Here is a 20,732-nt window from a genome sequence, read left to right as displayed (position 1 = left end):
AACGAGTGTCTCTGATCGCTTCTGACCACTTCCGCATCGTTGTCGGCCTCGGCAAGAGCGGCATGTCCCTGGTTCGCTTCCTGGCGAACCGGGGCGTGGCGTTTGCTGTGGCCGATACGCGGGAAAATCCACCGGAACTGGCCACGCTCCAGCGTGACTATCCGCACGTGGAAGTGCGTTGTGGCGAGCTGGACGTCGAGTTCCTGTGCCGTGCCGACGAGCTCTACGTGAGCCCCGGCCTGGCGCTGGCGACCCCGGCCCTGCAAGCCGCCGCGGCCCGTGGCGTGAAGCTGTCCGGCGACATCGAGCTGTTCGCGCGTAACGCGAAGGCGCCGATCGTGGCCATCAGCGGTTCCAACGCGAAAAGCACCGTCACCACCCTGGTCGGCGAGATGGCGGCTGCGGCCGGCAAGCGCGTGGCCGTGGGCGGCAACCTCGGTACGCCGGCGCTGGACCTGCTCAGCGATGACGTCGAGCTGTACGTGATGGAGCTGTCGAGTTTCCAGCTGGAAACCACCGATCAGCTCAACGCCGAAGTGGCGACCGTGCTCAACATCAGCGAAGACCACATGGATCGCTACAGCGGTCTGCCGGCCTATCACCTGGCCAAGCACCGGATCTTCCGTGGCGCGAAACAGTTCGTGGTCAACCGTCAGGATGCGTTGACCCGGCCGCTGATGGGCGAGGGCCAGCCATGCTGGACCTTCGGCCTGACCAAACCCGATTTCAAGGCGTTCGGCCTGCGCGAAGAGAACGGCGAGAAGTACCTGGCCTTCGAATTCCAGAACCTGATGCCGGTACGTGAACTGAAGATTCGCGGCGCCCACAACCAGTCCAATGCCCTGGCGGCGCTGGCGCTCGGGCATGCGGTCGGTCTGCCGTTCGACGCCATGCTCGCGGCCCTGCGCAACTTTGCCGGCCTCGAACATCGCTGCCAGTGGGTGCGTGACCTGGACGGCGTCGGCTACTACAACGATTCCAAAGCCACCAACGTTGGCGCCGCACTGGCCGCCATCGAAGGCCTGGGTGCGGACATCAGCGGCAAGGTCGTGCTGATCGCCGGTGGCGACGGCAAGGGTGCCGACTTCAAGGATCTGCGTGATCCGGCAGCGGCCCATTGCCGAGCCGTGATCCTGATGGGCCGCGATTCCGACAAGATCGGCGAGGCCATCGGCGATGCCGTGCCGCTGATTCGCGCCACTACACTGATCGACGCCGTCGAGAAATGCCGTGCCGCCGCCCAGCCGGGTGACGTGGTGCTGCTGTCGCCGGCCTGCGCCAGCTTCGACATGTTCAAGAATTACGAAGATCGTGGTCACCAGTTCGTCCGCGCCGTGGAGGATCTGGCATGAGCCTGCGAAACATCATCAAGCCGTATCCGTCGCCGATCATCACCGGGCGCGGGATCGACCTCGACTTCCCGATGCTCGCCGGTTGCCTGGCGCTGCTCGGCCTGGGCCTGATCATGATCGCCTCGGCATCCACCGAGGTGGGTGCAGTGCAGTCGGGCAGTGCTCTCTATTACATGACCCGTCACCTGATCTACGTGGTGCTGGGGCTGGGCGCGTGCATCGTCACCATGATGATTCCGATCGCCACCTGGCAGCGCCTGGGCTGGATGATGCTGATCGGTGCGTTCGGTCTGCTGGTGATGGTGATCGTCCCGGGGATCGGCCGTGAAGTGAACGGTTCGATGCGCTGGATCGGCTTCAGCTTCTTCAACGTGCAACCGTCCGAGATCGCCAAGGTGTTCGTGGTAATTTACCTCGCCGGTTATCTGGTGCGTCGCCAGAAGGAAGTGCGCGAAAGCTGGATGGGCTTCTTCAAGCCATTCATCGTGCTGCTGCCGATGGCCGGTCTGTTGCTGATGGAGCCGGACTTCGGTGCCACCGTTGTAATGATGGGCGCTGCGGCGGCGATGCTGTTCCTGGGCGGGGTCGGACTGTTCCGGTTCTCGCTGATGGTGGTGCTGGCGGTGGCGGCGGTGGTGTTGCTGATCCAGATGCAGCCGTACCGGATGGCGCGTCTGACCAACTTCGCCGACCCGTGGGCCGACCAGTTCGGCGCCGGTTATCAGTTGTCCCAGGCCTTGATCGCCTTCGGTCGTGGTGAGTGGCTGGGTGTCGGTCTGGGCAACAGCGTACAGAAGCAGTTCTACCTGCCGGAAGCCCACACCGACTTCGTGTTCTCGGTACTCGCTGAAGAACTGGGCGCGGTGGGTTCGCTGTGCACCGTGGCGCTGTTCGTGTTCGTGTGTATCCGCGGCATGTACATCGGTCTGTGGGCCGAAAAAGCCAAACAGTTTTTTGCCGCTTATGTTGCCTACGGTCTGTCGTTCCTGTGGATCGGTCAGTTTCTGATCAACATCGGCGTGAACGTCGGCCTGTTGCCGACCAAGGGCCTGACCCTGCCGTTCCTCAGTTATGGCGGCAGCTCCCTGGTGATCTGCTGCGCCTGCCTTGGCCTGTTGCTGAGGATCGAGTGGGAGAGCCGGACCCACCTGGGCAGTGAAGAGATGGAATTCCATGAGAGCGACTTCGCCGAGGAGCCGAACCATGGGCGCTAACGTATTGATCATGGCCGGTGGTACCGGTGGTCACGTGTTCCCGGCGCTGTCCTGTGCCCGTGAATTCCAGGCGCGCGGCTACACCGTGCACTGGCTCGGTACGCCACGGGGCATCGAGAACGATCTGGTGCCGGCCGCCGGCCTTGAACTGCATCGCATCAACGCCACCGGCCTGCGCGGCAAGGGCAAGCTGTCGTTGCTCAAGGCGCCGTTCATGCTGCTGAAGGCGGTGTGGCAGGCACGGGCGGTCATTCGCCGCCTGCGCCCGGTGTGCGTGGTCGGTTTCGGTGGCTATGTGACCGGTCCCGGCGGGATCGCCGCCAAACTGGCCGGTGTGCCGGTGATCGTTCACGAACAGAACGCCGTGGCCGGCACCGCCAATCGGTTGCTGGTGCCGTTCGCCGCCCGGGTGTGTGAAGCGTTCCCCGACACCTTTACCCTGTCGGACAGCCGCCGTACCACCGGTAACCCGGTGCGCAGCGAGCTGTTCCTCGAAACACCGCGTGCGGCACTGGCCGGACGCAAGGCGCGTTTGCTGATCCTGGGCGGAAGCCTGGGGGCAGAACCGTTGAACAAGTTGCTGCCTGAAGCCCTGTCGCAAGTCGCTGCCGACTTGCGCCCGGAAGTGTTTCATCAGGCTGGCAAAAATCACGATGAAGTGACTGCAGAGCGCTACCGCGCCGCTGGCGTGGATGCGCAGGTGCAGCCCTTCATCAAGGACATGGCTCAGGCCTATGGCTGGGCTGACATCGTGGTGTGCCGTGCAGGCGCATTGACCGTCAGCGAGCTGGCCGCCGCCGGTCTGCCGTCGATGCTGGTGCCCTTGCCCCACGCGATCGACGATCACCAGACCCGCAACGCCGATTATCTGGCCCGCGAAGGCGCTGCCTTCCTGATGCCGCAAAGAACGACTGGTGCCGCGGACCTTGCCGCGCGCCTGACAGAGGTCTTGATGCAACCGCAACGACTCGAAGAAATGGCCCGAGCGGCCCGCCGTCTGGCAAAACCCGAAGCCACCCGCAGCGTGGTCGATACCTGTCTGGAGGTGGCCCATGGTTGAGAATCAGAAAGCCATGCCGCAACCGGAAATGCGCCGCATCCGTCGCATCCACTTCGTCGGGATCGGCGGCGTGGGCATGTGTGGCATCGCGGAAGTGCTGCTGAACCTGGGTTATGCCGTGTCCGGCTCCGACCTCAAGGCGTCGCCGGTCACCGAGCGCCTGGAATCGTTCGGTGCGCAGATCTTCATCGGTCACCGTGCCGAGAACGCCGCTGCTGCCGACGTGCTGGTGGTGTCGAGTGCCGTGAACACTTCCAACCCGGAAGTCGCGACCGCCCTTGAGCGCCGCATTCCGGTGGTGCCGCGTGCCGAGATGCTCGCCGAGCTGATGCGCTACCGCCACGGCATCGCCGTCGCCGGTACGCACGGCAAGACCACCACCACCAGCCTGATCGCTTCGGTGTTCGCCGCCGGAGGCCTGGACCCGACCTTCGTCATCGGTGGCCGTCTGAATGCCGCAGGCACCAATGCCCAGCTCGGCACCAGCCGCTATCTGATCGCCGAGGCTGATGAAAGCGATGCCAGCTTCCTGCACCTGCAACCGCTGGTGGCCGTGGTGACCAACATCGACGCCGACCATATGGCGACCTACGACGGTGACTTCAACAAACTGAAGAAAACCTTTGTCGAGTTCCTGCACAACCTGCCGTTCTACGGTCTGGCGGTGATGTGCCTGGACGATCCGGTGGTGCGTGAAATCCTGCCGCAGGTGAAGCGTCCGACCGTGACCTACGGCTTCAGCGAAGACGCCGACGTGCGCGCCATCAATGTGCGCCAGCAGGGCATGCAGACCTTCTTCACCGTGCTGCGCCCTGATCGCGAGCCGCTGGATGTGTCCGTGAACATGCCGGGCAACCACAACGTGCTCAATTCCCTGGCGACCATCTGCATCGCCACCGACGAAGGCGTCAGCGATGAAGCCATCGTCCAGGGCCTGTCCGGGTTCCAGGGCGTCGGTCGTCGCTTCCAGGTCTACGGCGAACTGCCGGTGGACGGCGGCAAGGTGATGCTGGTCGACGACTACGGCCACCACCCGACCGAAGTCGCGGCCGTGATCAAGGCCGTGCGCGGCGGCTGGCCTGAGCGCCGTCTGGTGATGGTCTACCAGCCGCACCGCTACAGCCGCACCCGCGACCTGTACGACGATTTCGTCCAGGTGCTGGCCGACGCCAACGTGCTGCTGCTGATGGAAGTCTATCCGGCCGGCGAAGAGCCGATCCCGGGCGCCGACAGCCGCAAGCTGTGCAACAGCATCCGTCAGCGTGGTCAGCTGGACCCGATCTACATCGAGCGTGGTGTCGATCTGGCGCCGCTGGTCAAGCCGCTGCTGCGTGCCGGCGACATTCTGTTGTGCCAGGGCGCCGGTGATATCGGCGGTCTCGCACCGAAACTGTTGAAAAGCGAGTTGTTCGCCGGTGCCGTGGCGGCGCCGGTCGAGGGGAAGTTGAAATGACTGCTGCCTACGCCAACCTGTTCTCCACCATTGCCCCGAAAGACTTCGGCCGTGTCGCCGTGCTGTTCGGTGGCCTGAGTGCCGAACGTGAAGTCTCGCTGAAGTCCGGCAACGCCGTGCTCTCTGCGCTGCAAAGCGCCGGTGTGGATGCGTTCGGGATCGATGTCGGCGCCGATATCCTGCAGCGTTTGCTGAGCGAAAAGATCGACCGCGCCTTCATCATCCTCCACGGTCGTGGCGGTGAAGACGGCAGCATGCAGGGCCTGCTCGAAGTGGCCGGCATTCCGTACACCGGCAGCGGCATCCTGGCTTCGGCACTGGCCATGGACAAACTGCGCACCAAGCAGGTCTGGCACACGCTGGGGATTCCGACGCCGCGTCACGCCGTGCTGCGCAGCGAGGCCGATTGTATTTCGGCAGCGACGGAACTGGGCTTCCCTTTGATCGTCAAACCGGCGCATGAAGGTTCAAGTATCGGGATGGCCAAAGTGAGTTCCGCGTCCGAGTTGATCGACGCATGGAAAGCGGCCAGTACCTACGATTCGCAAGTGTTGGTCGAGCAATGGATCCAGGGTCCCGAGTTCACCATCGCCACCCTGCGTGACCAGGTGTTGCCTCCTATCGCCCTGGGTACGCCACACACGTTCTACGACTACGACGCCAAGTACATCGCCAACGATACCCAGTACCGGATTCCGTGCGGGCTCGATGCCGCCAAGGAAAAAGAACTCATGGACCTCACGGCGCAAGCCTGCGAGGCGCTGGGGATCGCCGGTTGGGGGCGGGCGGACGTGATGCAGGACGCCGACGGCAAATTCTGGTTCCTGGAAGTCAACACGGCTCCCGGCATGACTGACCACAGCCTGGTACCGATGGCGGCGAAAGCGGCCGGTCTGGATTTCCAGCAACTGGTCCTGGCCATCCTGGCCGCCAGTGTCGATACCGATGGCCAAAAAGAGGCGCGAGGTTAAGACCATGCAAGGCGCACAGCTCAGACATCAGCCACCTGCACCCGGCCGCAAGCCGGTGCCACGGGGTGCCAGCCGAATGGTGGCCAAAGAGCCGATGTCCGCGCGCCTGCCGAAAGCCAATTTCGGGTTCCTGAAAGGTCTGTTCTGGCCGGTGCTGCTGGTAGCGCTCGGTTTCGGCACCTACGAAGGCGCGCAACGTTTGCTGCCGTACGCCGACCGGCCGATCACCAAGATCGCCGTACAGGGTGACCTGAGCTATATCAGCCAGCAGGCGGTGCAGCAGCGGATCGCCCCATATGTGGCGTCCAGCTTCTTCACCATTGACCTGGCGAGCATGCGTTCGGAGCTGGAACAGATGCCCTGGATCGCCCATGCCGAAGTCCGTCGCGTGTGGCCGGACCAGGTGGTGATTCGCCTCGAAGAGCAACTGCCGGTGGCCCGTTGGGGGGACGAATCGCTGCTCAACAACCAGGGCCAGGCGTTCACGCCCAAGGAGCTGGCGAACTACGAACACCTGCCACAGCTGTTCGGCCCGCAGCGGGCCCAGCAGCAAGTGATGCAGCAGTATCAGGTGCTGAGCCAGATGCTCCGGCCGTTGGGCTTCTCGATCGCGCGCCTGGAACTGCGCGAACGTGGCAGCTGGTTCCTGACCACCGGTGCCGGCAGTTCCGGCCCCGGCATCGAGTTGCTGCTGGGACGCGGCAACCTGGTGGAAAAGATGCGCCGCTTCATTGCCATCTACGACAAGACGCTTAAAGACCAGATTACGAACATTGCGCGTATCGATCTGCGCTATGCCAACGGCCTCGCTGTTGGCTGGCGGGAACCCGTAGCGCCGACGACAGCCCAACCCGCTGTCGCAAAGAATTAAGAAGAGGCAGGACCCATGGCAAACGTGCAAAGCGGCAAAATGATCGTCGGTCTCGATATCGGCACCTCCAAGGTGGTGGCGCTGGTCGGCGAGGTTGCGGACGACGGCACGCTCGATATCGTCGGGATCGGCACTCATCCATCCCGCGGCCTGAAGAAAGGCGTGGTGGTGAACATCGAGTCCACCGTGCAATCGATCCAGCGCGCGATCGAAGAAGCCCAGTTGATGGCGGGCTGCCGCATTCACTCGGCGTTCGTCGGCGTGGCGGGCAACCACATCCGCAGCCTGAACTCCCACGGCATCGTGGCGATTCGTGATCGCGAAGTCAGCTCGGCCGACCTGGAGCGCGTACTCGACGCCGCCCAGGCCGTGGCGATCCCGGCTGACCAGCGAGTACTGCACACCCTGCCGCAGGACTACGTGATCGATAACCAGGAAGGCGTGCGCGAGCCGCTGGGCATGTCCGGCGTGCGTCTGGAGGCCAAGGTCCATGTGGTCACCTGCGCCGTCAACGCCGCACAGAACATTGAAAAATGCGTGCGTCGCTGTGGTCTGGAAATCGACGACATCATTCTCGAGCAATTGGCTTCGGCCTACTCGGTGCTGACCGACGACGAGAAAGAGCTCGGCGTGTGCCTGGTCGACATCGGCGGCGGCACCACCGACATCGCGATCTTCACCGAAGGCGCCATCCGTCACACGGCCGTGATTCCGATTGCCGGCGATCAGGTGACCAACGACATCGCCATGGCGTTGCGCACCCCGACCCAGTACGCCGAAGAGATCAAGATCCGCTACGCCTGTGCCTTGGCCAAACTGGCCGGTGCCGGCGAGACCATCAAGGTGCCGAGCGTCGGCGATCGCCCACCGCGCGAACTGTCCCGTCAGGCCCTGGCCGAAGTGGTCGAGCCGCGTTACGACGAACTGTTCACCCTGATCCAGGCCGAGCTGCGTCGCAGCGGCTACGAAGACCTGATCCCGGCCGGCATCGTGCTGACCGGCGGTACGTCGAAGATGGAAGGCGCCACCGAACTGGCCGAGGAAATCTTCCACATGCCGGTACGCCTCGGTGTGCCGCACGGCGTGAAGGGCCTGGATGACGTGGTGCGCAACCCGATCTATTCCACTGGCGTGGGCTTGTTGATGTACGGCCTGCAGAAGCAGTCCGACGGGATCTCGTTCTCGGGCATCGGCAGCCGCGACAGCTACAGCAACGATGAGCCTCAGGCGCCGTTGCTCGACCGTTTGAAGAAGTGGGTTCAAGGCAACTTCTAAAGCTTTACCGCAACACCGCAACAAAAAGCAGTAGGCGAAAAAACTAGAGAATGTAAGGAGAGGGAAAATGTTCGAACTCGTAGACAACATCCCCGCAAGCCCGGTAATCAAGGTTATCGGTGTTGGCGGTGGCGGCGGCAACGCTGTCAACCACATGGTCAAGAGCAACATCGAAGGCGTCGAGTTCATCTGCGCCAACACCGATGCTCAGGCGCTGAAAAACATCGGCGCGCGTACCATCCTGCAACTGGGCACCGGCGTGACCAAGGGCCTGGGCGCCGGCGCCAACCCGGAAGTCGGCCGTCAAGCTGCGCTGGAAGATCGCGAGCGCATCGCTGAAGTGCTGGCCGGCACCAACATGGTGTTCATCACCACCGGCATGGGCGGCGGTACCGGTACCGGTGCGGCGCCGATCATCGCCGAAGTGGCCAAGGAGCTGGGCATCCTGACCGTTGCGGTCGTGACCCGTCCGTTCCCGTTTGAAGGCCGCAAGCGCATGCAGATCGCTGACGAAGGCATCCGCATGCTTTCCGAAAGCGTCGACTCGTTGATCACCATTCCCAACGAGAAGCTGTTGACCATCCTCGGTAAAGACGCAAGCCTGCTGTCGGCTTTCGCCAAGGCTGACGATGTACTGGCCGGTGCCGTTCGCGGTATCTCCGACATCATCAAGCGTCCGGGCATGATCAACGTCGACTTCGCCGACGTACGCACCGTGATGAGCGAAATGGGCATGGCGATGATGGGCACCGGCTGCGCCAGCGGTCCGAACCGTGCACGTGAGGCCACCGAAGCGGCCATCCGCAACCCGCTGCTGGAAGACGTGAACCTGCAGGGCGCGCGCGGCATCCTGGTGAACATCACCGCCGGTCCTGACCTGTCCCTGGGCGAGTACTCCGACGTGGGTTCGATCATCGAAGCCTTCGCTTCCGAGCACGCGATGGTCAAGGTCGGTACCGTGATCGATCCGGACATGCGCGACGAGCTGCACGTAACCGTGGTCGCCACCGGTCTGGGCGCCAAAATCGAGAAGCCTGTGAAGGTCATCGACAACACCGTTCACACCACCATGGCTGCCGCTCCGGTGCAACAACAGGTGCCTGCGCGTCAGGAGCAACCTGCCGTGAACTACCGTGACCTGGACCGTCCGACCGTCATGCGCAACCAGGCTCAGGCCGGTGCTGCGACTGCCGCGAAGATGAATCCGCAAGATGACCTGGATTACCTGGACATCCCGGCTTTCCTGCGTCGTCAGGCTGATTGATGGAATGTATCAGGGCTATGAAGGTGATTGGTGTTCAGCAAAGGCTCGGTCTGATATTATCGCCAGCCTTTGTTGATACCAGTTCGCAATTTGCGCTGAAGCGGCCCAAGCCATGATTAAACAACGCACACTGAAAAATATTATCCGTGCCACAGGTGTAGGCCTGCACTCCGGGGAGAAGGTCTACCTGACCCTCAAGCCTGCGCCTGTCGACACTGGCATTGTGTTTTGTCGCGCTGACCTCGACCCTGTGGTGCAGATTCCTGCCCGCGCGGAAAACGTCGGTGAAACCACTATGTCGACGACGCTGATCAACGGCGACGTCAAAGTGGACACGGTAGAGCACTTGCTCTCGGCCATGGCTGGCCTGGGCATCGATAACGCCTACGTCGAGCTCTCCGCGTCCGAAGTCCCGATCATGGACGGTAGCGCAGGACCTTTCGTATTCCTGATTCAATCGGCAGGCCTGGAAGAACAGGACGCCGCCAAGAAATTCATCCGCATCCTGCGTGAAGTGACAGTGGAAGACGGCGACAAGCGCGCCACTTTCGTCCCTTTCGACGGATTCAAGGTGAGCTTCGAGATCGATTTCGATCACCCGGTATTCCGGGACCGCACCCAAAGTGCAAGCGTGGACTTTTCCAGCACTTCGTTCGTAAAAGAAGTCAGCCGCGCGCGTACTTTCGGTTTCATGAGTGACATCGAGTACCTGCGCAAGCACAACCTCGCACTCGGCGGCAGCGTTGAAAACGCGATCGTGGTCGATGCCGATGGCGTACTGAACGAAGACGGCCTTCGCTACGAAGACGAATTCGTGAAGCACAAGATCCTCGATGCCATTGGCGACCTGTACCTGCTGGGCAACAGCCTGATTGGTGAGTTCAAGGGCTTCAAGTCCGGCCACGCACTGAACAACCAGCTTCTGCGCAAACTGATTGAGCAGAAAGATGCCTGGGAAGTCGTGACGTTCGAAGACGCCAGCACTGCACCGATCTCTTACATGCGCCCGGTTGCGGCAGTGTAAGTAAAAAACCTCTCTAGTTTTTTGAAGGCCACCCTTGGGTGGCCTTTTTTTATGCCTGCAGGTTTTGTATTGGCTGTGCCGGCCCTGGCATCAAGCCATGACAACCCGGTTCCGGCCGCCTTCCTTGGCCTGATACAACGCCCGGTCCGCCGCGAACAACAGTTGCTCCAGACTGATTTCACTCGCCACCGTCCAGGTGCTGATACCGATGCTCACCGTCATCGGCATTTCATCGCCCGCCATCCGAGGCAATTGCTCGACAGCGGCCCGCACATGCTCGGCAATCTGCTGCGCGCCGGCGCTGTCGGTTTCCGCCAGGACCACCGAGAACTCTTCACCACCATAACGCGCCACCAGATCCGCCGGGCGTCGAACATTGGCGGTAATGACCCTGGCCAGTTCACGCAATGCCTGATCCCCGGCCTGATGGCCGTGCCGGTCGTTGAACGCCTTGAAATGATCGGCGTCGATCATCAGCAGCGACAAGGGTTTGCCCGAGCGCTGGGCACGAAACCATTCATGACGCAGCGACTGATCGAGCATGCGCCGGTTGGCGACACCGGTCAGGGCATCGGTGGCCGCCAGTTGCGCCAGCTCGTGTTCGGCCCGTTGCCGCAGGCGCAGCTCCCGGGCCAGCAGCCAGGTCAGCCATAGCAGACCCACACACAGCACGCCGGTGGCGCCGCTGATCAGGATGGCCGTGCGTCGCCAGGCACCGAACACCTCATCGCTCGACAGTGCAACGATCACCGTTAGCGGCAGGTTGCCGACCTGGGAATAGGTATACAGGCGTTGCTGATGATCCATGCTCGAAATGCTGTTGAAGCTGCCATTGCCGCTGCGGTCGCGCAGGATCCGCACCACGTTGGGGCGGTTGGCGAAGCTCTTGCCGATCGAATCGCTCTGCAGATAAGGCTTCTGGGCCAGCAGAATGCCGTCGTTGTTGATGATGTTCAGGGTGCTGTCGACACCGATGTCGAGGCTGTTGAACAACTGGTCGAAGTAGTCGAGCTTCATCGACGCCACGGCCACCCCCAGGAATTCGCCAGTGTCCGAGGAAATGCGCCGGCTGAAACTGATGCGCCACTGATCCGCGTCTTCGCAGTCGCAACGGGGTTTGAAGGGGCGGCTGATGAACATGCCGGTGTCGCGGTTGAAGGCATGGGCGAGAAAGTAATCGCGATCGGCGAAATTTCCCGGCAGCGGAGTGATCCGCGAGGAATCGGCAATGACCTCGCCGTGCTTGTCGAGCAGCAGGATGTCGCCCTTGAAACGCGCCGTGGTGGAGCGGTCGAACAGCGCCAGGTGGCGGATCTGCGGCGATACGTTTTTCAGGTCTTCGCGCTGGGCGGCGGCGATCAGCCCTTGCAAAGTCAGGTCGTACAGCTCGACGGTACGCAGCACGTCGGCATCGATGAGTTGGGCAATGGTGGTGGCGCTGCGGGTGGCCGATTCCTGAGCGTTGGCATGCTCGCGAATCAGCAGAAAAGTGACGATGCACACAATCGCGATCACGCTCAGCAGACTGCCGAGAATCAGCAGCCGCTCGGGACGTCCGGTGTTGCCCGCAGCAGGTGGGGTACGGCTCGCGATCATGGTTCGGTTATCGGTTGAAGATTCTTATAAGCGTAGTTCTACAAGCATCTCTGCCGCACGCAAGAAGAAGGCCAGCACTTTGGGCTGGCCTTCTTACTGTAGCGCCGATCTTAGAAGACGTTGATCGGGTAGTCGATGATCACTCGGTATTCATCTGTGTCGGTGTCCAGCGCGCCGTAGCCGTTGCCGCCACGGTTGGTGGCCCATTGCAGACGCACTGCGAGGTCTTTGGCCTGACCGCTCTGTACCACGTACTTGAGGTCGATATCGCGTTCCCAGTGCCTGGCGTTGCGGCCTTCGGCGCTATACCACGCGGCGTAGCCCTTGCTGTCCGGGTCGACTTTGGTCAGATCCAGCGTGCCGCGCGAGTAGGACACCGCCGAGGTCAGGCCCGGCAGGCCGATGCCAGCGAAGTCGTAGGCATACTTGAGTTTCCACGAGCGCTCGTTGGGGCCGTTGAAGTCCGAGTATTGCTGGGAGTTGTCGAGGTAGATGCTGTCGCCCTGGCTGATGTAGTCGAACGGCGTGTTGCCGTTGACTCGCTGGTAGGCGGCGGTGACGCTGTGATGGCCGATGCCGACGGTGAAATGCAGGCTGTAGGTGTTGTTGTCGATATTGCCCAGCAGCGCGTCGCCGGTGTCCTGGGTGTGATAGTAGTGCAGGCCCGGGTTGAGGGTCACCAGGTCGCTCAGCGCCCAGGTGTAGTCGAGGTCGTAGTAATACTGGTTCCAGATGTCCTTCAGTTCGGCCGCGTACAGGTTGCTGGTCAGGCCTTCGACGCCGCTCCAGGACACGCCGGCCCAGTTAAGGTGCTGGCTTTTATCGCCTTCGGCGAGTGTGCCGTAGGAGGTGCCGATGCGCTTGTGGCCGCTCTGGTTGTACGGTTTGGTGAAGCTGGCCTGGCCGCCCTCGATCATCCAGCCGTCGAAGCTGTGGTTGGTCAGGCTGACGCCGCGGAAAGTCTGCGGCAGCATGCGGCTTTCACCGCCGGCGATCACCGGGTTGGTGAGGAACAGGTCACCGGCCTTCAGCTCGGTATCGAACGCACGCATTTTCAAAGTACCGCCGGCCGTGGAGAACGATCCCGGCGCTTTGCCGTTGCCGTCGCTGACCGGCAGGATGCTGGAGTTGTCCGTCCCGCCACCGCCGTCGAGTTTCAGACCGAGCATGGCGTGGGCATCGATGCCGAAGCCGACCGTGCCTTCGGTGTAGCCCGACTGGAATTTGCCGAGGAAACCCTGGCCCCACTCGATGTTGTCGTCCGCGTGCTGCAGGCGGTTGCGATTCATGTAGTAGTTGCGGGCGTTGAGGTTGAGGCTGGAGCCTTCGACGAAGCCTTCTTTCTCGGCTTCAGCGGCGTGGGCAGCGGGGGCAATCGTTGCGGCAATTGCAATGAACAGCGGGGTGAAACGGACTGGGTAACGCACTTGCGGTAAAGCTCCTTGGGTCAACTGACACTTCAATGTCTTGAGGTGCTGGATGTTTCTAATTGTAAGAGACGAACCGGACCGCTTTCACACCACAACGAAAAAAGGCCACTGAACATCAGTGGCCTGGAAGGACGACGGTTGAACGGGAAGAGCCAAACAACCGCGTCGAGGGAAACGTTGCGCGGTGTGCGGCTCAGCTGTCTTTCTCGACGCTCTGAACCCGGGCGTTTGCGGCCTGAGGGGCTTGCGTGGCGTCCTGCGCCTTGGCCATCACTTCTGCCTGATGCTGTTCGAATGCCTGGGCGCGAGCGGCATTCTGCGCTACGAACGACTGCGATTCTTCAGCCATCGCCATCGGCGACAGGATCAATGAGGACAAAACGAAAGCGCTGGCAATACCCATACTGTTGGACATCTTGAAAACCTTCTTGCTTGGCAAGTGCTGTTTGGTGCGGGCAAAGATAAGGTCGCCGGGCGTCGGGAAACAGCGTGATTTTCATAAATGACTGTTACAGCGAGAGCAAAAGTCGTGCTTCAGACTGGTAAGTGCATTCCGAAGGTATTCATCCCCCGATCACTGCGCACGAACACATCGCCGCCATGCATCAGCGCGATCGCCTTGACGATCGCCAGCCCCAGGCCGTGGTTGTTGCCGCTGTTGCTGCGCGAGGCGTCGACCCGGTAGAAGCGCTCGAACAGCCGTGGCAAGTGCTCGCTGGCAATCGGGGCTCCGGGGTTGGCCACGCCGATGCTGACCTGATGCTCCTCGACCGTGATCTGCACTTCGATGACCTGGCCCGGTGCTGTGTGTTGCACGGCGTTGCTCAACAGATTGATCAATGCCCGGCGCAGATGGGCGATCTCGATCTGCACCTGGGCGTCGCCGCTCACGTGAACCTGAACCTGTGCGTCTTCAAGGATAAAGTCGAGGTATTCGAGCGTGGTCGCTACTTCGTCGGCCAGAGACGTCGACGTCAGTTTGGTGGCCTTGCTGCCCTGATCGGCGCTGGCCAGAAACAGCATGTCATTGATGATCGAGCGCAGGCGTTCCAGCTCTTCGAGGTTGGATTGCAGCACTTCGAAATAGTGTTCGGCGGAGCGCCCGCGAGTGAGCGCAACCTGGGTCTGGCCGATCAGGTTGGTCAGCGGCGAGCGCAGCTCATGGGCCACGTCGGCGTTGAACGATTCCAGCCGTGAATACGCCTGTTCGACTCGCTCCAGCGTCGAGTTGAACGAGTCGACAAACTGTTCCAGTTCCGGCGGCAGCGGCGACAGGCGCAAGCGTCCGGCCCGCAGTGGCGGCGCCAGGCGCCGGGCCTCCTGGGACAGTTTGATCAATGGTTTCAGGCCGATCCGCGCGACCCAATAACCCAAGGCCGATGCCAGCAACACGCCGACAATCGCCAGGCCGATCAAGGCGATCAGCAGTTTGTGCTGGGTCTGGTGAAAGGTTTCGGTATCAATGCCGATCATGAAACGCAGGGGCGGGCGCTGATCCCTGGCCGGCAGTTCGGTCAGCAGCACTCTCAGCGGGTCTTCATGACCGGGCAGTTGCAGGTCGCGCATGCCCAAGGGGCCTTGGGCAAAGGCGCGGATCAAGGCATCCGGCCGGCCATACTCATAACCCGGATCGCCGCTCACCACCCAGAAATGGATGCGTTTGTCTTCCTCGCCGAGCAGGTTCAGCTTGGCGTTGATCTTCACCCAGTGCTCGGGCGTGCCGAAGCGGTTGAGTGCCGACTCGAGCACGCTGTAACGCGCATCCAGCTCGGCTTCCGGCAACAGCCCCAGACCCTTGTCCACCTGTTGATACAGCGCGCCGCCGATCAACAGAAACACCAGCAACGCCACCAGCGTGAACATCCCGCTCAGGCGCAGCGCTATCGAGTTACTGGACACCACGGCTCTCCAGCACATACCCCATGCCACGGATGGTGTGCAGCAGTTTCTCGTCGAACGGCCCGTCGAGCTTGGCCCGCAGACGTTTGATCGCGACTTCGACCACATTGGCGTCGCTGTCGAAATTGATGTCCCAGACCATTTCCGCAATCGCGGTTTTCGACAGGATTTCACCCTGACGCCGGGCCAGCACGCTGAGCAGCGAAAACTCTTTCGCCGTCAGATCCAGCCGGGTGCCGGCCCGGGTGGCCTTGCGGCTGATCAGGTCGATCCACAGGTCGGCGATGCTCACTTGCACCGGTTCATGGCCACCGCTGCGCCGGGTCAGCGCTTGCAGCCGTGCCACCAGTTCGAGGAAGGAAAACGGTTTGCCGAGGTAATCGTCGGCGCCATCGCGCAAACCCCGGATCCGGTCTTCGACCCGTTCGCGGGCGGTGAGCATGATCACCGGCGTCTGCTTGCGCGCACGCAGGGCACGCAATACGCCGAAACCGTCGAGGCCCGGCAGCATGACGTCGAGGACGATCACCGCGTAGTCGCTTTCCAGCGCCAGGTGCAGGCCCTCGACGCCGTCGCGGGCCAGGTCCACGATGTAACCCTGCTCCGTCAGGCCGCGGTGCAGATAGTCCGCGGTTTTCTCTTCGTCTTCGATAATCAGGACGCGCATGACCCGCCTCAGTCTGTCGTTGCCAGCGCCGCGACGGGCGATGGTTTGGGCTTGTGGAACAGCCGCTCGAGCCACAAGTATATGACCGGCGTGGTGAACAGCGTCAGCATCTGGCTGACCAGCAAGCCGCCCACGACTGCAATCCCCAGCGGTTGGCGCAGTTCGGCGCCGGTGCCGTAGCCGAGCATCAGCGGCAATGCGCCGAGCAGGGCGGCGAGGGTGGTCATGATGATCGGCCGAAACCGCGTCAGGCACGCTTCGAAAATCGCATCCTGCGGCGCGAGTCCCCGCTGACGCTGGGCTTCCAGGGCGAAGTCGATCATCAGGATGCCGTTCTTTTTCACGATGCCGATCAGCAGCACCAATCCGATCAGCGCCATGATCGAAAAGTCCTGACCGCAGATCCACAGCATGATCACAGCGCCCAGCCCCGCCGCCGGCAGCGTCGAAATAATCGTCAGCGGATGGACGAAGCTTTCATAGAGCACACCGAGAATGATGTACACCGCCACCAGCGCTGCGAGAATCAGCCATGGTTGACTCTTCAGCGAACTCTGGAAGGCCTGCGCCGCGCCCTGGAAGTTGCCGCTGATTGCGGTCGGCATGCCGATCTCGGCCTTGGCCTGGTTCAGCAGGATGACCGCGTCGCCCAGTGCCACGCCGGGCGCCAGGTTGAACGACAGGTTGGCGGCCGGGAACATGCCGTCGTGAGCGATGGACAACGGGCCGATGGTCGGTGCATCGAACCGTGCCAGCGCCGACAGCGGCACCATTTCCCCGCTCAACGGCGAGCGCAGGTAGAAGTAATTGAGACTTTCGGCCTTGCCGCGTTGTGCGGTGTCCAGCTCCAGAATTACGTTGTACTGGTTGACCTGGGTCTGGAATTCGTTGATCTGCCGCTGGCCGAAGGCGTCGTACAGTGCCTCGTCGACATCGCTGGCGGTCAGGCCGAAACGCGCAGCGGCGCTGCGATCGATGCTGATGTGGGTGATGCTGCCGCCCAGTTGCAGGTCGTTGGAAATGTCGCGGAATGCCGGAATGCCGCGCAGTTTTTCGGTGAGTTTCTGGGTCCAGGTAGCCAGGGTCGCTCCGTCGTTGCTCTTGAGTACGTATTGATACTGCGCACGGCTCGGGCCGGAGCTGAGGTTGATGTCCTGACCGGCACGCAGGTAAAGCACGATGCCGGGGACTTTCATCAGTTGTGGCCGGATGCGGTCGATGAACTGACTGGCCGAAACGTCGCGCTCGCCGCGGGGCTTCAAGGCAATCCAGAAGCGACCATTGGCGATGGTCTGGTTACTGCCGGACACTCCCACCGAATGGGAAAACGCCTGCACGGCCGGGTCGGCAGCGACGATTTCTGCCATCGCCAGGTGCTTCTTCACCATGTCGCTATAGGAAATATCCGCAGCTGCTTCGGTGGTGCCGAGAACGAAACCGGTGTCCTGCACCGGGAAAAAACCCTTGGGGATAAAAATATAGCCGCCGATCGCCATCGCCACTGAAACACCGAACACCGCGATCATCAGTTTCTGGTGGGCAAGGGCCCGGCGCAGGCCTTTTTCATACCAGCCGAGCAGGCGTTCGCTGAAGCCCGTTTTATCGTGGGCGTGATGCACCGGTTTGCGCATGAACAGCGCGGCGAGGGTTGGCGCCAGCGTCAGCGACACCACCACGGAAATCAGGATGGTCGAGGTGGCTGTCAGGGCAAATTCCTTGAACAGACGCCCGACCACGCCGCCCATGAACAGCAGCGGTATGAACGCCGCCACCAGCGAGAAACTGATCGACACCACGGTGAAGCCGATCTCGCCGGCACCCTTGACCGCCGCTTCGCGCATGCTGTCGCCGGCCTCCAGATGGCGGTGAATGTTCTCCACTACCACGATCGCATCGTCGACCACGAAACCGACCGCCACGACGATGGCCACCAGCGTCAGATTGTTCAGGCTGAAACCGAGTAAATACATCAGGGCGAAACTGGCGGTCAGCGACACACCGAGCACCGCTGACACAATCATCGTCGCCGACAGCTGGCGCAGGAACAGCGCCATCACCGCCACCACCAGCAGGATCGCGATCAGCAGGGTGATCTCCACTTCATGCAGCGAGGCGCGGATGGTCTGGGTGCGGTCGATCAGCACCTTGACCTGCACCGAGGCCGGCAGCATGGCTTCGAGGCCGGGCAGGGCGGCCTGGATGCGATCCACGGTCTCGACAATGTTGGCCCCCGGCTGGCGGGAGATCACCAGATTCACCCCCGGTCGGTCGCCGGCCCAGGCCTGCACGTAGGCATCTTCCGAACCGTTGACGACTTTGGCGACATCCTTGAGGTGGACCGGGGCGCCGTCCTTGTAGGAAACGATGAGCTGGCTGTATTCCTCGGGGTGGAACAACTGGTCGTTGGTCGACAGCGTGGAAATGCTCGATTCGCCATACAGCGCACCTTTGGCGAGGTTGAGGCTGGTCTGCTGGATGGCCAGACGAATGTCGGCGAGGGTCAGGCCGATGGCCGCCAGTTTGTCCGCCGAAGCCTGCACGCGAATCGCCGGACGCTGCTGACCGGTGATGTTGATCTGGCCTACACCGTCGATCTGACTGATCTGACGGGCCAGCAGGGTTTCCACCAGGTCACTGAGTTCAGTGCCGGGCATCTGCGTGGAACTGACGCTGAGGATCAGCACCGGACTGTCGGCCGGGTTGACCTTCTTCCAGGTCGGCAGGGTCGGCATGTCTTTTGGCAGTTTGCCGGCGGCGGTGTTGATTGCGGCCTGCACTTCCTGGGCGGCGGTGTCGATGCTCTTGTCGAGGGTGAATTGCAGGGTCAGCAGGCTGGAGCCCAGCGCACTGCTGGACGTCATCTGGGTCATGCCGGGAATGGCGCTGAATTGCACCTCCAGCGGTGTGGCCACGGAGGACGCCATGGTGTCCGGGCTGGCGCCGGGCAGTTGGGCGGAGACCTGGATCGTCGGAAATTCCGCTTCCGGCAACGGCGCAATCGGCAGACGCGGGAAGGCAATCACCCCGACCAGCACCAGGGCGATGGTCAGCAGAATCGTCGCCACCGGGTGATCGATGCACCAGGTCGAAACGCCGTTGTGCTGTTTCATGGCCTGGACTCCGCTTGTACCACCTGCGGCGGCTCAGTCATGACCTGCACGGTGGAGCCAGGTTTGAGCCGCGATTGGCCATCGCTGACCAGTACGTCGCCGGGATTCACGCCCTTGATGATGTCCTGGCCGCTGCCCTGATAGACCATCTGCACTTGCACGGCTTCAACCTTGTCGCCGCTGACCCGGTACACGAAGTGTTGATCCAGGCCCCGCTGTACGACAGTGGGCGGAACCACCAGGGCATTTTTATCCAGTGCCGTCTGAATCTTTACCGTCACCAGCAGGCCGGGCCAGAGCTTCTGGTCGGGGTTGGCGAATTCGGCCTTGGCGCGGATGGTGCCGGTGTTGGCGTTGATCTGGTTGTCGATCAGGGTCAGGTGCCCTTCGCCGAGCAGGTTGGCGGTTTCGCCATCGGTGTCGGCGCCGATGTAGGCCTTGACCTGGGCGCGCTGCGGATCGCTGATCAGGCCTTGCAGGGTCGGCAGCATTTGCTGGGGCAGGGAGAACTCGACGGCGATCGGGTCGATCTGGGTCACGGTGAACAGACCCTGAGTGTCGCTCATGCGCAGGAAGTTGCCTTCGTCGACCGTACGAATCCCGACGCGACCGGTGACCGGGGAGCGAATCTGGGTGTAGGAAAGCTGCACCTGCGCCGCATCAATCGACGCCTGATTACCCTGGGCGGTGGCCTTGAGCTGATTGACCAGGGCCTGTTGCTGGTCGTAGGTCTGCTTCGAGACGCCGTCGTCGACGCTGAGCAGTTTGTAGCGTTTGAGGTTGACCAGTGCCACTTGCAGTTGCGCCTGGCTTTCCCCCAGTTGTGCACGGGCCTGGTCGAGAGTGGCACGGATCGAGCGGTCGTCGATGGTGGCGAGCAGGTCGCCCTGTTTGACCAGTTGACCCTCCTTGACCAGAAGCTTGGTGAGGATGCCGTCGATCTGTGGACGCACCACCACGCTGTGCAGCGAGAGGACCGAGCCGATGCCGCTGGTGTAGCGGGGGACGTCTTTTTCGCTGACGGCGACGACTCTGACCGGGATCGCCGTCGGGGCGGCAAGTCTGGCCGGTGCAGGCTTGATTGCATACCACAGGCCGGCGGCTGCGAGGGCGATCAGCAGGGTGGCCAGCAGGGCCTTGTTCTTCTGGATTTGCATGCTTGTGGGGCGCCGGGGGGACGGGGTTTGGGCAGGTTGGTTCTTTATAAACTTGTTTGGGGGTCAGGAGGGTGACGGCTAGCTGACGGCGCTGTCAGTTTCGGCTTTGACTTGGCGGCCTACGGGCCGACCATGTTGTGGGTGTTCTTTGTGAATATCCGTTTCTTCGGGTGTTGCGGCTGGCGGTTCCGCTCTTACAGCGGCTCACTTTTCCAAACGCCGAAAAGTAAGCAAAAGGCTTGGCCCCTGCGTTCGGCGCCTCGCTGTGGCTCGGCGTTCCTTCGCTCCGGGATTCATCCGGGGGCATCGCCTACGGTTTGCTTCGCTGCACCTCCTCTCGATGTGTTTGGCTTCGCCAAACGGTCGCTGCGCTCCCACCCCCGGATAAA

16 protein-coding genes are annotated in these 20,732 nt (G+C 62.1%); 9 read left to right on the top strand and 7 right to left on the bottom strand.

Translation table 11 applies throughout. The annotated features are described in order from the left end of the window. The first annotated feature begins 5 nt into the window (after positions 1 to 5). From murD to lpxC, 9 genes are all read left to right on the top strand, one after another. Positions 6 to 1,352: a UDP-N-acetylmuramoyl-L-alanine--D-glutamate ligase gene (murD, locus tag ACK6BI_RS04370; protein ID WP_409316121.1), complete on the top strand. Its 1,347-nt coding sequence runs from the start codon at positions 6 to 8 to the stop codon at positions 1,350 to 1,352. Continuing rightward, complete coding sequence (gene ftsW, locus ACK6BI_RS04365; RefSeq protein ID WP_085709351.1) at positions 1,349 to 2,566, top strand: putative lipid II flippase FtsW; 1,218 nt, start codon at positions 1,349 to 1,351, stop codon at positions 2,564 to 2,566. Before murD ends, ftsW begins: the two co-directional genes overlap by 4 nt. Continuing rightward, a complete protein-coding gene (gene murG, locus ACK6BI_RS04360) occupies positions 2,556 to 3,626 on the top strand; it encodes an undecaprenyldiphospho-muramoylpentapeptide beta-N-acetylglucosaminyltransferase (protein WP_409316120.1) in 1,071 nt (356 codons plus the stop codon). Before ftsW ends, murG begins: the two co-directional genes overlap by 11 nt. Next, positions 3,619 to 5,079 (top strand): UDP-N-acetylmuramate--L-alanine ligase, encoded by a 1,461-nt coding sequence (gene murC / locus ACK6BI_RS04355; protein ID WP_409316119.1) that lies wholly within the window; start codon positions 3,619 to 3,621, stop codon positions 5,077 to 5,079. The genes murG and murC overlap by 8 nt, the downstream gene beginning before the upstream one ends. Beyond that, positions 5,076 to 6,050, top strand: a complete 975-nt coding sequence (locus tag ACK6BI_RS04350; protein ID WP_409316118.1) for a D-alanine--D-alanine ligase — start codon at positions 5,076 to 5,078, stop codon at positions 6,048 to 6,050. The genes murC and ACK6BI_RS04350 overlap by 4 nt, the downstream gene beginning before the upstream one ends. 4 nt (positions 6,051 to 6,054) lie before the next feature. Beyond that, a complete protein-coding gene (locus ACK6BI_RS04345) occupies positions 6,055 to 6,921 on the top strand; it encodes a cell division protein FtsQ/DivIB (RefSeq protein WP_169431854.1) in 867 nt (288 codons plus the stop codon). A gap of 15 nt (positions 6,922 to 6,936) precedes the next feature. After that, on the top strand, positions 6,937 to 8,196 hold the full coding sequence (gene ftsA / locus ACK6BI_RS04340) for a cell division protein FtsA (protein ID WP_065261511.1): 1,260 nt from the start codon (positions 6,937 to 6,939) through the stop codon (positions 8,194 to 8,196). A gap of 67 nt (positions 8,197 to 8,263) precedes the next feature. Continuing rightward, complete coding sequence (gene ftsZ / locus ACK6BI_RS04335; RefSeq protein ID WP_409316117.1) at positions 8,264 to 9,460, top strand: cell division protein FtsZ; 1,197 nt, start codon at positions 8,264 to 8,266, stop codon at positions 9,458 to 9,460. A gap of 112 nt (positions 9,461 to 9,572) precedes the next feature. Next, the gene (gene lpxC, locus ACK6BI_RS04330; protein WP_065261513.1) at positions 9,573 to 10,484 is read left to right on the top strand and encodes a UDP-3-O-acyl-N-acetylglucosamine deacetylase; all 912 of its coding nucleotides are present in this window, start codon (positions 9,573 to 9,575) and stop codon (positions 10,482 to 10,484) included. 90 nt (positions 10,485 to 10,574) lie between these two features. Here lpxC and ACK6BI_RS04325 read toward each other — a convergent pair whose 3' ends face one another. From ACK6BI_RS04325 to ACK6BI_RS04295, 7 genes are all read right to left on the bottom strand, one after another. Next, on the bottom strand, positions 10,575 to 12,080 hold the full coding sequence (locus ACK6BI_RS04325) for a sensor domain-containing diguanylate cyclase (RefSeq protein WP_409316116.1): 1,506 nt from the start codon (positions 12,078 to 12,080) through the stop codon (positions 10,575 to 10,577). A gap of 110 nt (positions 12,081 to 12,190) precedes the next feature. After that, a complete protein-coding gene (locus ACK6BI_RS04320; RefSeq protein WP_409316115.1) occupies positions 12,191 to 13,507 on the bottom strand; it encodes an OprD family porin in 1,317 nt (438 codons plus the stop codon). Positions 13,508 to 13,703: 196 nt separating this feature from the next. Beyond that, entirely contained in the window at positions 13,704 to 13,925 is a 222-nt protein-coding gene (locus ACK6BI_RS04315; protein ID WP_065261516.1) for a hypothetical protein, read from the bottom strand. Between the two features lie 119 nt (positions 13,926 to 14,044). Then, on the bottom strand, positions 14,045 to 15,409 hold the full coding sequence (locus ACK6BI_RS04310; RefSeq protein ID WP_409316114.1) for a heavy metal sensor histidine kinase: 1,365 nt from the start codon (positions 15,407 to 15,409) through the stop codon (positions 14,045 to 14,047). After that, positions 15,399 to 16,076, bottom strand: coding sequence for a heavy metal response regulator transcription factor (locus ACK6BI_RS04305; protein WP_065261356.1), 678 nt, complete (start codon positions 16,074 to 16,076; stop codon positions 15,399 to 15,401). The genes ACK6BI_RS04310 and ACK6BI_RS04305 overlap by 11 nt, the downstream gene beginning before the upstream one ends. 8 nt (positions 16,077 to 16,084) lie before the next feature. Next, the gene (locus ACK6BI_RS04300) at positions 16,085 to 19,186 is read right to left on the bottom strand and encodes a multidrug efflux RND transporter permease subunit (protein ID WP_409316113.1); all 3,102 of its coding nucleotides are present in this window, start codon (positions 19,184 to 19,186) and stop codon (positions 16,085 to 16,087) included. Continuing rightward, a complete protein-coding gene (locus ACK6BI_RS04295; RefSeq protein WP_409316112.1) occupies positions 19,183 to 20,343 on the bottom strand; it encodes an efflux RND transporter periplasmic adaptor subunit in 1,161 nt (386 codons plus the stop codon). Before ACK6BI_RS04295 ends, ACK6BI_RS04300 begins: the two co-directional genes overlap by 4 nt. Between the last annotated feature and the right edge of the window lie 389 nt (positions 20,344 to 20,732).

This window comes from Pseudomonas sp. KCJK9016 (assembly GCF_046231795.1).
Taxonomy (GTDB): Bacteria; Pseudomonadota; Gammaproteobacteria; order Pseudomonadales; family Pseudomonadaceae; genus Aquipseudomonas; species Aquipseudomonas bananamidigenes.
Note: the sequence above shows the minus strand (reverse complement) of the source record. Positions and strands in the feature narration are given on the sequence as shown.

Coding starts and splice junctions, on each gene's coding strand:
- ftsW (WP_085709351.1), top strand. CDS start 1,349: ATGAGCCTGCGAAACATCATCAAGCCGTATCCGTCGCCGATCATCACC.
- murG (WP_409316120.1), top strand. CDS start 2,556: ATGGGCGCTAACGTATTGATCATGGCCGGTGGTACCGGTGGTCACGTG.
- murC (WP_409316119.1), top strand. CDS start 3,619: ATGGTTGAGAATCAGAAAGCCATGCCGCAACCGGAAATGCGCCGCATC.
- ACK6BI_RS04350 (WP_409316118.1), top strand. CDS start 5,076: ATGACTGCTGCCTACGCCAACCTGTTCTCCACCATTGCCCCGAAAGAC.
- ACK6BI_RS04345 (WP_169431854.1), top strand. CDS start 6,055: ATGCAAGGCGCACAGCTCAGACATCAGCCACCTGCACCCGGCCGCAAG.
- ftsA (WP_065261511.1), top strand. CDS start 6,937: ATGGCAAACGTGCAAAGCGGCAAAATGATCGTCGGTCTCGATATCGGC.
- ftsZ (WP_409316117.1), top strand. CDS start 8,264: ATGTTCGAACTCGTAGACAACATCCCCGCAAGCCCGGTAATCAAGGTT.
- lpxC (WP_065261513.1), top strand. CDS start 9,573: ATGATTAAACAACGCACACTGAAAAATATTATCCGTGCCACAGGTGTA.
- ACK6BI_RS04325 (WP_409316116.1), bottom strand. CDS start 12,080: ATGATCGCGAGCCGTACCCCACCTGCTGCGGGCAACACCGGACGTCCC.
- ACK6BI_RS04315 (WP_065261516.1), bottom strand. CDS start 13,925: ATGTCCAACAGTATGGGTATTGCCAGCGCTTTCGTTTTGTCCTCATTG.
- ACK6BI_RS04305 (WP_065261356.1), bottom strand. CDS start 16,076: ATGCGCGTCCTGATTATCGAAGACGAAGAGAAAACCGCGGACTATCTG.
- ACK6BI_RS04300 (WP_409316113.1), bottom strand. CDS start 19,186: ATGAAACAGCACAACGGCGTTTCGACCTGGTGCATCGATCACCCGGTG.
- ACK6BI_RS04295 (WP_409316112.1), bottom strand. CDS start 20,343: ATGCAAATCCAGAAGAACAAGGCCCTGCTGGCCACCCTGCTGATCGCC.